Raw genomic sequence first — 11046 nt, 5'->3', positions numbered from 1 at the left:
TATTCATAATTAATTCCCCGTTCTCTCCATTTGTTTTGATTATAACGGGTTTTCTGATTGAATTAACACAAAAAATCCCGAATAGTGGACTTTTTTATAAGTGTCCATTATTCGGGATACAGTTCATTTTCAGCAGAAGAGTTCTTCTTTTTTCTGTGTAAAATGGATAGAACGATTATGTTTATTAAAAGCACAAAATAATAAAGGAACATATATATAACCCAACGATTATTTTGTACAAATTCAATATATGTAAGAGAAATACTCATAAATGCCATTAATGAAATCACAAACAAAAGAGATATGAAAATATGCACTTTGTTCCTTATTGGATTTATTAAAAATTTTGGACTTTTCTTCGTTTGAAAATAAATCAGTAAACTAATTAACCCAATTACTATAATAAGGAATAACAATGTCATTAATAAGCGTATGATCATATCCGAATTCGCCGTGGATTGTGATATCGCTATTTCTTCCTTAAACAAATCTGTTATGAATGCGACGATTCCCAATAAAGAAATGGTAACCACCTGTAATAAAGTCCAGCGTGAAAAAAACATAAAACAAGAAAACTCCTTCTCTTTTTATTACTTATCGCCGTGTCTCACCATATAAACAACTGTACTCAATATATACCCCCGCCCAATAAGTAATTATTTCTTACCTTTTAGTTCTAAAAATATAGGTGCTATATTTAGTAAGATAGAAACAATGGTCAAAAACCAGAATGCCCTTGCCATACCAGGTACTACATCCGATAAAGCCGCCCAATCTTCCACTTTCACCCACCGAGATACATAACTGTAATCTGCACAAAGTGTTAATGCTGTAAATGATAATCCCATCGCCATAGCAAGTTTATAATCCTTTCCTACTGTATACATATAAAGATTTATAAAAGTTGCTACTATAGCAATACCCCCTAATATTACCCACATAACTATACCTCCATATGTCGTGTAATAATAAAAATGTGCTTCATCTCAATTTTTTGCATTACTTTTTTATTAGACATTAATACGTCTAATCTAATTTCACTGTTAATGCTCATTCCTTTTGTGATTTCTTATTGAACAAAATTGCCCAGTTATTGTATAAAGGAAAAGCTGGAGATCACCATATTGATCTTCAGCTCTCGCCCCCTATAACGGAACAAAGGACGTTATCCAATATTCTTGAATTGCGCCCTTTTATTTCAGATTATTACTGCTGCAGTGATATCAACTTTTTTAATTTAAATAACAGCTCTTTTATCCTCTTGTCTAACTCTTAACCTTTGGTTGAACCTCAAGCAAAAGCAATCTACTTTTATATGGGTTTGTATCAGTAATATACTGTTTTTGTATTATAAAAAGAAAGGAGTGTAGAAATGGGAAAGCAAGTATATATTATCCATGGATATGGAGCTTCACCAACTAATCATTGGTTCCCATGGTTAAAAGAAAAATTAATAGCAGATGATAATCAAGTTTCGGTTCTTCATATGCCAAATTCGTCTGACCCAAAGAAAGAAGAATGGTTGGAAACATTAACTAATAAAATAAAGAATGTAGATAACACCACTTATTTTGTAACACATAGCTTAGGGTCTATAACGCTATTGAATTACCTAGATCAATTAGATCCGTTACCAAGGTTTGGGGGATTTATTCTTGTTTCTGGCTTTTCAGAACCATTATCATCGTTACCTTCACTAAATCCATTTACAATTACAAAAGTGGGTTATAAAAAAATAATTTCAGCAACTAATTCACGTGCTGTTATTGCGGCAAAGGATGACTATATTGTTCCTTTTCAATTAAGTCAAAATTTATCAAATCAATTGAATACCTCCTTTTACTCTGTTGAAAAGGGTGGTCATTTTCTAGAAGATGATGGTTTCATTACTTTTCCATTGGTTTATGATATTTTAAATAATATGATGAAAAATATATAGATATTGAGGGTGTCACCTTTTCGTGACACCTTAAAATTTAAAAAAACTCCTTAACAATCTAGCCCTATTCCTAAAGAAAGAGTACAACTCTTGTTACAGAATTGCGCCCGTTTGCTGAACAGTTATTTAACCATTTTTAAGAACAAATCTTTCTCATTCTTATCGCTTCTAAGCTTATTAACTATATTTTTTTGGGATAAATATTTTCTTGCTTCTCCATTTTGTGTAATTTGTTCATATATGTATGCATTTCCATATAGATCACTGAACCATTTTTCTTTTCTGAGATTTTTTACATTACGTTTAAATTGTATTTCCTCTGGACTTACCCCAATAAATAATCCAACAACAAAATTGTTTTCAAATTTTTTCACCTCACTACTTATCTAAAATTAATCAAGTAAATCCATTGTTAATTCCGTAAGCCTATGCCTTATTACTAATTGCGTTTTCCGCACTCTTTCATCTGGATTAATAAGATCTTCTGCCTGGATTTCCCAAGGTAATTCTGTTTCTTTTTCTAATTTAATTATTTCTTCTTCAAACCATACACTTGACCTCTGATAAACCTTAATAGCCCTTTCCTGATTTTGAAATTCCTCAGGTACGTTGAAATTTAAATTATATATCCATTGTTGAAATGCTTTTTCACCATTTTTATTAATTCTCTTTTCAAATACGGATACTAATGCTTCAATTAACGCACTATCAAAATTGTTTTCGACCATTTTTCTTTTTAAATTATTTATAGTGATTTTATTTGCTATATCTTTATCAGTAGCACTTGACATAAATGAAGACAGAGTAATAGATATTCCTAAAGTAAAAAAAAACAATTGCAAAAGAATTAGGGAATCTGAATGTGCTATTACTAATCTCTTCAACAAGTAAATAACAACCTAATAATAAAAGTATGATTCCAAAGTATAAATTCACTTTTCCAAAAAGAGATAAACTGTTTAACATTACACTCCTCCAATGTCTTAATGATTCACTCCGATTAATACTATTTAAATCACTTCCTCAGGAAAAATGCCTACTTCTTTAATACCAATTATTTCAAATTATTAGATCTAACTCAATCATTAATTTCATAATAAAGAGACATATCCTACTTCAGATATGCTCCCGATTGAGGAAGAATGACTTATTTATAAAACCTAACGGACACAGGAGACCTTATTTGCTTAAAATCATCAAAAGCAATAGACTTTTTTACGAATAACGTCTCTGGTGTCCGTTATCATACTGAAATTGGATTTTTTGTAACAAATAACGGCTCTCCAGTCCGTTAAGCCCCATCTGCATTCCTTCTTTAACAATCCTGCCCGATTGCAGAATAAGAGTTTTGTTGTTTACTACCCTTTATTTGCAGATACAACTAACATTCGTTTCATTGATTCAATTTGGCCGACATGGATGTCGTCATGAATGACAGAAAAGGCAGCAGCATCAGCCTATACTTGGAGTATGTTTTTTCCATTTTGTTTTATACCAATTATTTCAAATCAAAGAATTTAACACAATAAGTAAATTCACATAAATTTAATTTAAACGCCCTAGTTAAAGAAAACGATCCTTTACTCTTATTGAATGAAGGCTATCTTATAATGATCAAGAAACCAAAAAGTGTGTACAAACGGTGAAAAGTATTTGACAAATTTGTGAAGGAGGATGAATAATAGAGGAAAGGGGTTGAGAACATGCAATCACGGACAAAATTATTGAACGCTACCAAATTCGTTGGCGGATCAGTTCTTTCTATAGGTATCATGATGTTTTTATTCGGTTTTCTTGTAAACGGTTCCAGTCTTTTGATTTCGCTTAGTATCGGAACCATAGTGGGTTCTGTTTTTATCTTCCTGATCGGATTGTTTTTTGCAGCAACGGAAGAAATGCTTGCGAAAAGTGATAAAGGAATTCCATCAAATCCACTTCAACCAAAAGAAAACACGCCTTTTGGCAAGCTTTGATCCGATTAAAATGCTTACATATGAACGATAAGATTGCAGCCGAACGATAGGCTGCAATTTTTTGCTTTTGAAAAATTCGTTAACGGAAACAGGAACCCTTATTTTTCAAAATATAGGCTATTTGTAGAAACTAACGGACACCAGCGCTCTTATTTCGTTAAAATCATAGTAAATCAGCTCATTTGTTCACAAATAACGGCTGTGGTGTCCGTTAAATTCTAAAACAACACCTAAAGCGATCAAATAACGGCTCAGATGTCCGTTACGCCTTCAGAAAAATCCATAAATACAAAAAAAGACCGACCCAAACCTTTAAGTTTGAGTCAGCCCCTTGCTTTTATAAGCTTATCCCATATCCCAGACCAATGCGAGCAGTGTACCAAAGATCGTCACGAGAGCGATGATGACGCCGTAGTATACGTTGGTATAAATGGCACTTTTGTCTTCGGTTTCGCCTGCGTGCATGAACACGACGAGCTGAAGCCCTGCTTGTATGAAAGCAGTGACAAGAAGGACGGTCATCCCTACAGCAAACGACATGTCAAAATAATATACCCCTAAAGCAACTGCAGTCAGGACCAGGGAAAAGACGAATCCCATCACCTGTTTGAGAGGAAATAATTCGCTCATATTACATCATTCCTTTCAGATAGATGAAGCTGAAAATAAAGATCCAAACGACATCTAAGAAATGCCAGTAAAGCGAGAAAATAAAGGATTTATTGCCTGTTTCAGGAGTCAAGCCGTCTTTTTTCACCTGGATGAGGATGTAAAGACCCCAGAACAGACCAAGCGTCACGTGTGCCCCGTGTGTTCCTAATGTGGTCAACAGGATTGAGGTGAACGCACTCGTTTGTATACCTGCTCCTTCATGCACATATGTGACGAATTCAAAGATCTCAACGCCTAAAAATGCAAGCCCCAGCAGAAGCGTGACGATGAAGAATCCCATCATCGCTTTTTTTCTGCCAAGACGCATCGCATGGATCCCTAGTCCAATCGTAAAACTACTTGTCAAAAGTAAGATTGTTTCGAATAACACCGGCGTAATATGGAAGATCTCCGCACCGGTCGGACCGTTACCAGTACGATCAGAGAGTGTAAAATACGATGCGAACAGCGTCGCAAAAAGCATGATTTCCGCACCAAGGAATATCCAAAACCCTAAAACCTTCAAACGATTTTCTTCTGTGCTATATTCTAACGGCAGCGAGTGATCAATTTTCATTTCTTAAGCACCTCGCATTTCTGATTCTGTGTCTTCGATCTCTTTCACAGAAATATAATGTCCGTGATCTTTCTCAAATGACCGCAATGTCATACATATAAAGATTCCAATTGTGGTGATGATCGCCGGAATCCATAAGCTGAATATGAGCGAGAAGCCCCATGCAAAGAAAATACAGCTCATGATGAAAGGTACACCACTGTTGTTCGGCATGTGGATTTTTTCATATTCCCCTTTGAACAATACATGTCCTTTTTTCTTGACGTCCCAGAACGCCTCACTTGATGCCACTTCCGGTGTGATCGCAAAGTTATATTCAGGTACCGGTGTGTGGGTAGCCCACTCAAGCGTACGTGCATCCCAAGGATCTGCACTGATGTCTCTTGAAGCATAGCGGACACTGTAGTAGATGTTGTACACGATCAATACGAAACCGACTGCCATGACCGCCGCTCCAATAAATGAAACCATATTCAACGGTCCGAACCCTGTTGATTCAGAATACGTGTACATACGTCGTGCCTGGCCGTCCAATCCTGTCACATACATCGGCATGAATGCTAAAAGGAAACCGATCGAAAGCAACCATGCAGTCCACTTTCCGATTTTTTCGTTCAACATGAAACCGAACATTTTCGGCCAGTAGAACGTCAGACCAGCAAGCATCGCAAACACGACACCTGGGATAATCACATTGTGGAAGTGAGCGACAAGGAACATCGTATTATGGTACTGATAGTCCGCAGCTGACATTGCAAGCATGACACCTGTCACCCCACCGAGTGTGAAGAGCGGAATGAAAAGGATCGAATAGAGCATCGGTGTCGTGAACTCGATTTTACCTTTCCATAAGGTCAACAGCCAGTTGAAAATCTTGACGCCTGTCGGAACCGCAATCGCCATCGTCGTGATGGAGAAGATGCTGTTCGCAAATGCTCCCTGACCCATTGTAAAAAAGTGATGGGCCCATACGACGAAGGATAGTAGCGAGATCAGTACCATGGAACCAACCATCGATTTATAGCCGTAAAGGTTACGGCGAGCGAAGGTTGAAATGATCTCACTGTAGATCCCGAATGCCGGAAGAATCAGGATGTATACTTCAGGATGTCCCCAGACCCAGAACAGGTTAGCCCAGAGCATCGCCATTCCGCCATTATCCACTGTAAAGAACTGAGTTCCGAATAAGAGGTCCATCGTCCCCATAGCAAGTGCAACGGTCAATACAGGGAAAGCGAACACGATGATCACGCTCGTAATGAGAGAAGCCCATGTGAACATCGGCATTTTCATCAACGTCATGCCTGGCGCTCTCATTCTGAGAATCGTTGTAATGAAGTTGATTCCTGTCATTAATGTACCGATACCAGCGATTTGAATCGCAATCATATAATAGTGCGAACCTACAGATTCTCCATCTGCAAGCGGGAAGTACGATGTCCATCCTGCGTCAGGCGATCCGCCGACCATGAATGAAATGTTGAATAGCATCGCACCCATGAAGAACAGCCAGAAACTGAGCGCATTCAAACGTGGAAACGCAACATCACGCGCACCGATTTGCAGTGGTACGACAAAGTTCATGAAGAATATGATAAACGGCATTGCCATGAATAGGATCATGACGACCCCGTGCGTTGTAAAAATTTCATTATAGTGCTGTGAATCCAAAAGCGTATTGTCTGGTACAGCAAGTTGAGCACGCATCATGATGGCATCTACGCCACCACGGAAAAGCATCAATAAAGCAGAGATGAGATACATGATCCCGATTCGTTTATGGTCGACAGTCGTGATCCATTCCCGCCAGAGATAGCCCCATTTTTTAAAATAGGTCAAGCCGGCGACTATCGCGATCAGCGTAAGACCGGCTGCCACCATGGATGCATATATCGCAAAACTCGGATGTGGTATGGCAAATCGTTCAAAGAATTCCATACGATTTGACTCCTTTCGAGAATATCGTTAATCGATAAAATCTGTTCATTTATTCGTTATGGTTTTTGTGATCGTCGTGATCTGAATTTTTCTTATCTGAAGCTGAGTGATGTTCATCAGAATGCTTATCTTCTTTATACTTGTCACCTTCATGATGATGTTCAGGAGCCGGTGAGAACTCTAAGTGTGTCCCTGTGAACGTCATCCTGCCAAGATGACCTGGTTCCAGCAGTTTCTCGAATTTTTTCTCAGTGATCGGTTCAGCTGTTGATTTTACTTCTTTCACCCAATCATCAAATTCTTCCTGGGACATTGCTGTTACATCGAATTTGTTCTCAGCAAATCCCTTACCGCTGAAGTTGGCATTACGTCCCATATAATCTCCTTCAACGTCAGCTGCCAGATGAAGCTTCGTTATGTGTGCGGCCATTGCATATTTCTGCCCACCGAGCTGAGGAATCCAGAAACTCGTGATCGGTCCGTGTGAATACAATCTGAATTCAAGTGGCCGATCAGTTGGGATGTATAAATAGTTGACCGTCTCGATCCCTTCTTCCGGATAACTGAAATGCCACTTCCAGTCCGAGGATGAAGCATAGACGACCAATGGTTCTTTTTCTTCGTATCCTTGCGGGGCCGATTCCACAATATAGTTACTTTGAACAGAAACGATAGATAGGATCGCAACAATCAAAACCGGAATCCCGACCAAAATTCCTTCTACCCACGGATTCCCTTCAATATGAGGTGGTTCATAGTCTGCTGGTTGTTTGGATGCACGGTATTTCACCAACATGATCACAAGCCATACGAATACTGCAATCACGATTCCCGCCATCATCAACATCGTCAACTTGATGTCACTAGCTAACCTTTCCGCTTGTGGTCCTTTCGGATCCAATACGGTCAATTGCTCACAACCTGTCAGCACGGTAAGTATAAACATCATGACGGCAAACAATGCCAACTTGAGCTTCATACACGTTCCCCTCTTTTCTCAATTAAATAGATCTATGAAAATAAGTATTTTTTCATCTTTCTTGGCTCCATTTTATCAGGTTTTTCGCCATACTTTGTGAAGTTATGAACGTTGTCACTAATTTGCTAAAAACCTTTGACAAACCTTTGTCGATTATCTGAATATTGTCACATTAAGCATAAAGAAAACCTGGCAAAGCCATGCCTTTGGCGAAGGCTGAGCCTTAGTTGCGCTTATACTGAAGAAAGTATCTTATACTTTCTTTAAGTCAAATAAAACGAGCCCTGTATGAATCAGGACTCGCGGTTTGTTAATTTTTGGACGTAACGGATATCACAGACGTTAATTGTGAGAAAAAGTGGTGTTATCAGTTATTAGCGGACACCACAGCCGTTATTTGTCTCAAAATCCTATGATTGTGATTGGATTTTCCAAAATAAGGGCACTGGTGTCCGTTAGTTCGCTGAAAATGAGGATTTGGGGGTAAATAAGGGCCCTGGTGTCCGCTAAAAGTCAAGATACGGTTTGTGATTCATTCGCATTAATTCCACTCCGCACAAAATTAAAATGATGGGTTCATTTTACCCGGATGTTCTTGAACTTTTTTCCTGTTTTCCTCACAGTCACCTTTGTCCGATTCTAATCAAATTCAGCTTAACACCAGGGATTTTCGTAAGCGGACATACCTTTTTACCTAAATAGGTCCCTGCTCTTTTTATTGATACAATTTCATATTTACATCGTCTAACTGGATGAAAAAGGATAATGCTATTTTGGAAAGGATGTTTATGATGAAACGAGTTAGACGGAGCTTTACGGTTTTGACTGTCACATTTCTGTTGTTGATCGGAACACCTCTGGGTACTGCTGCTACAGGATCCCCTCAATCCTCACCTGACCTTTTGATCAGACAAATCATGGGGCTTGCGTATGAATCACAACAAACCATCAATAGTGAACCTTTTGGTGTTGGTGATTCGTTAAGAAAAGTCGAAAAAGCCTGGGGTGAACCTGATGAATTAAGTTCCGCTGCAGCCATTTATTGGGATCACCATATCCTTTTCCTCTATGACAACTCGACAGGTAGAAAGATCATCACTGCAATTGAAGACTTCGATCCAGATTTGAAAACCATCCACTTAGCTGAACTGAAAAATCTGATCGGTGAACCAGAAAGTGAAGAAGAAAAAGAAGGAATGTATTATGTCACGTATACTGACCATGAAAATTATGAAATAGAGTTTGCATTTGAAAGTGCTTGGGTTGATCCTAATCCGAAACTGGATCGATATATCGTCACCTATCCAGAAAACTGATCAGCAGGAAAGGAACTGTCCTAAAGAATTTGGGAACAGTTCCTTCTTTTTAAGGAATAATGTAAGTATCCCCTTCTTCTGTCAAAGCTCATCCTCATTCATTTCCAGAACTTAAAAACTGATCAACTTCCCGGAGTACTCCTTCCAAATCATCTATGAACATTGAATGACCTGCAGGCAAGATGGATAGAGTGACCTCGATGCCGTGATCTTTCATGTCGTTGAGGATTTCGTGTGTCATTTGTTCAGATGTGATTAGATCTTCTTTTCCCCATAATACAAGTGTCGGAGCTTTGATTCGGCCGATTTCACCGTTACCATCGACCACACCATTTGAGACTCTGCTGATATTGAAACGGTTGGCAGCATCGGCTACGTCCAGGATATTCCGTTGTTCCATCGCATTCTCCAGGTATTTTTCATACCGGTTTTCCTCTGGTTGGTTACGTGAATAAAGTATTTGATCCATCGCTGTTTTAAAGAATTGTTTATTTTTCTTCCTTTGTGCCTCCAACATCATGTTCAATCCGGTGTCCAACACAATCTGTTCTTTTGTTTGAACTCTTTCTCCGTCAGGATCATAGATTGGATACCCCCTTGTAGACATCGATGCTAACAATATCAATTTTTCTACTCGGTCCGGGTAATCAGCAGCAAATTGCATCGCCACGCCGCCACCATTCGACCAGCCCATCAAATGGAAGGACTTCAACCCCAGTTCATCTGTAAACAGCTTTAAATCTTTCGAAAAATCTTTTATTGATTGAATCGGGTTGTTGTACGTAGACTTGCCATATCCTCTCAAATCAACGGCATACACTGTATATCTCGGATCAAGATGTTCCATGAGAAGATCCCACTGATCTGAAGCTGCCATATTCCCATGCAGCAATACGAGGTTACAAGTTCCCCCCTGTCTTACTTCATACGCGAGCGTTTCCCCGTTATCCAAAGTAATTTTCATGTAAATCCTCCTCCTTTAATATACGAATGGAATCAGTTTCTTCGTCTTCTTTTCATACGCTACAAATGCTTTTCCGTATCGTTCTCTTAAATAGCGATCATGCTCAGGTATATTGAAAAAGACGAACATGATGAATAAACCGATGGGTACCAGTGCTGACCACAAATTCCTGGTGAGTAAAGCAAACCCGATCACCCAAACGACATCTCCGAAATAATTGATGTGGATGGCATATTTGAATAATCCGCCTGTATAAAGCCTGCCTTTGTTCTGAGAATCTTTTTTCCACTGATTCCTCAACACTTCAGATAATGTATTGATCAGAGAACCTGCCAAAAAAATAAAGATGGCGATCCCGTCCATCCAATCTAGTGACCTGTCTATGATTCCGCCTAGTATGGAAAACCCAATATAATAGATCATAAAAGCAGAGACGACTCCCCACGTTTCTTCCCACTTGATCCCCCGCTTCAACAAATAGACCACCATGAAACTCATTCTCCCAAAAACAATCAGACAAAACACAAACAACATCACTTTTCGTCCAAAGTCGCCGTCGGATAAATGGAAAACGTGGTTCCCTTCTAAAAATAAAAACCAATACACAAATAATAGGAATATACCCTCACTTGCTAATATGGTTATCCGTTGAGGCAAAGATTTGTCCGCTGAACCGTACATGCCCCCTCCTCCTTTCCTGCTCTAGTTC

Annotated in this window: 12 protein-coding genes; 3 read left to right on the top strand and 9 right to left on the bottom strand. The window is 38.8% G+C overall.

Features of this window, described 5'->3' with window-relative positions; genetic code table 11:
* Window positions 1-656: 656 nt before the first annotated feature.
* The gene (locus tag N8M93_RS22330; protein ID WP_261134842.1) at window positions 657-941 is read right to left on the bottom strand and encodes a hypothetical protein; all 285 of its coding nucleotides are present in this window, start codon (window positions 939-941) and stop codon (window positions 657-659) included.
* Window positions 942-1372: 431 nt separating this feature from the next.
* Here N8M93_RS22330 and N8M93_RS22325 point away from each other — a divergent pair, with 431 nt between their 5' ends.
* Window positions 1373-1939 (top strand): alpha/beta hydrolase, encoded by a 567-nt coding sequence (locus N8M93_RS22325; protein ID WP_261134841.1) that lies wholly within the window; start codon window positions 1373-1375, stop codon window positions 1937-1939.
* 122 nt (window positions 1940-2061) lie between these two features.
* Here N8M93_RS22325 and N8M93_RS22320 read toward each other — a convergent pair whose 3' ends face one another.
* Together N8M93_RS22320 and N8M93_RS22315 are read right to left on the bottom strand one after the other, a co-directional pair.
* A complete protein-coding gene (locus N8M93_RS22320) occupies window positions 2062-2313 on the bottom strand; it encodes a hypothetical protein (RefSeq protein WP_261134840.1) in 252 nt (83 codons plus the stop codon).
* A gap of 18 nt (window positions 2314-2331) precedes the next feature.
* A complete protein-coding gene (locus N8M93_RS22315) occupies window positions 2332-2826 on the bottom strand; it encodes a hypothetical protein (RefSeq protein WP_261134839.1) in 495 nt (164 codons plus the stop codon).
* 816 nt (window positions 2827-3642) lie between these two features.
* Between N8M93_RS22315 and N8M93_RS22310 the strand changes: the two genes are divergently transcribed.
* Entirely contained in the window at window positions 3643-3912 is a 270-nt protein-coding gene (locus N8M93_RS22310; protein WP_261134838.1) for a hypothetical protein, read from the top strand.
* 345 nt (window positions 3913-4257) lie between these two features.
* Here N8M93_RS22310 and qoxD read toward each other — a convergent pair whose 3' ends face one another.
* From qoxD to qoxA, 4 genes are read right to left on the bottom strand one after another with little or no spacing between them, the layout of a single operon-like run.
* Window positions 4258-4542: a cytochrome aa3 quinol oxidase subunit IV gene (gene qoxD, locus N8M93_RS22305; protein ID WP_261134837.1), complete on the bottom strand. Its 285-nt coding sequence runs from the start codon at window positions 4540-4542 to the stop codon at window positions 4258-4260.
* Window position 4543: 1 nt separating this feature from the next.
* Complete coding sequence (qoxC, locus tag N8M93_RS22300) at window positions 4544-5140, bottom strand: cytochrome aa3 quinol oxidase subunit III (RefSeq protein ID WP_261134836.1); 597 nt, start codon at window positions 5138-5140, stop codon at window positions 4544-4546.
* 3 nt (window positions 5141-5143) lie between these two features.
* The gene (qoxB, locus tag N8M93_RS22295) at window positions 5144-7078 is read right to left on the bottom strand and encodes a cytochrome aa3 quinol oxidase subunit I (RefSeq protein ID WP_261134835.1); all 1935 of its coding nucleotides are present in this window, start codon (window positions 7076-7078) and stop codon (window positions 5144-5146) included.
* A gap of 49 nt (window positions 7079-7127) precedes the next feature.
* The gene (gene qoxA / locus N8M93_RS22290) at window positions 7128-8057 is read right to left on the bottom strand and encodes a cytochrome aa3 quinol oxidase subunit II (RefSeq protein WP_261134834.1); all 930 of its coding nucleotides are present in this window, start codon (window positions 8055-8057) and stop codon (window positions 7128-7130) included.
* A 791-nt stretch (window positions 8058-8848) separates the two neighbouring features.
* Between qoxA and N8M93_RS22285 the strand changes: the two genes are divergently transcribed.
* Window positions 8849-9373, top strand: a complete 525-nt coding sequence (locus N8M93_RS22285) for a YjgB family protein (protein WP_261134833.1) — start codon at window positions 8849-8851, stop codon at window positions 9371-9373.
* Between the two features lie 94 nt (window positions 9374-9467).
* Here N8M93_RS22285 and N8M93_RS22280 read toward each other — a convergent pair whose 3' ends face one another.
* Both N8M93_RS22280 and N8M93_RS22275 read right to left on the bottom strand, forming a co-directional pair.
* Window positions 9468-10337 carry an alpha/beta fold hydrolase gene (locus N8M93_RS22280; RefSeq protein WP_261134832.1) on the bottom strand — a complete coding sequence of 290 codons (870 nt, stop codon included), beginning with the start codon at window positions 10335-10337 and terminating at the stop codon, window positions 9468-9470.
* 15 nt (window positions 10338-10352) lie between these two features.
* Window positions 10353-11018 (bottom strand): DUF1295 domain-containing protein, encoded by a 666-nt coding sequence (locus tag N8M93_RS22275; protein WP_261134831.1) that lies wholly within the window; start codon window positions 11016-11018, stop codon window positions 10353-10355.
* Window positions 11019-11046 lie beyond the last annotated feature (28 nt).

This window comes from Bacillus sp. Marseille-Q3570 (assembly GCF_946151055.1).
Lineage (GTDB): Bacteria > Bacillota > Bacilli > Bacillales > Fictibacillaceae > Pseudalkalibacillus.
This window is presented reverse-complemented; position numbering and strand designations above follow the sequence as displayed.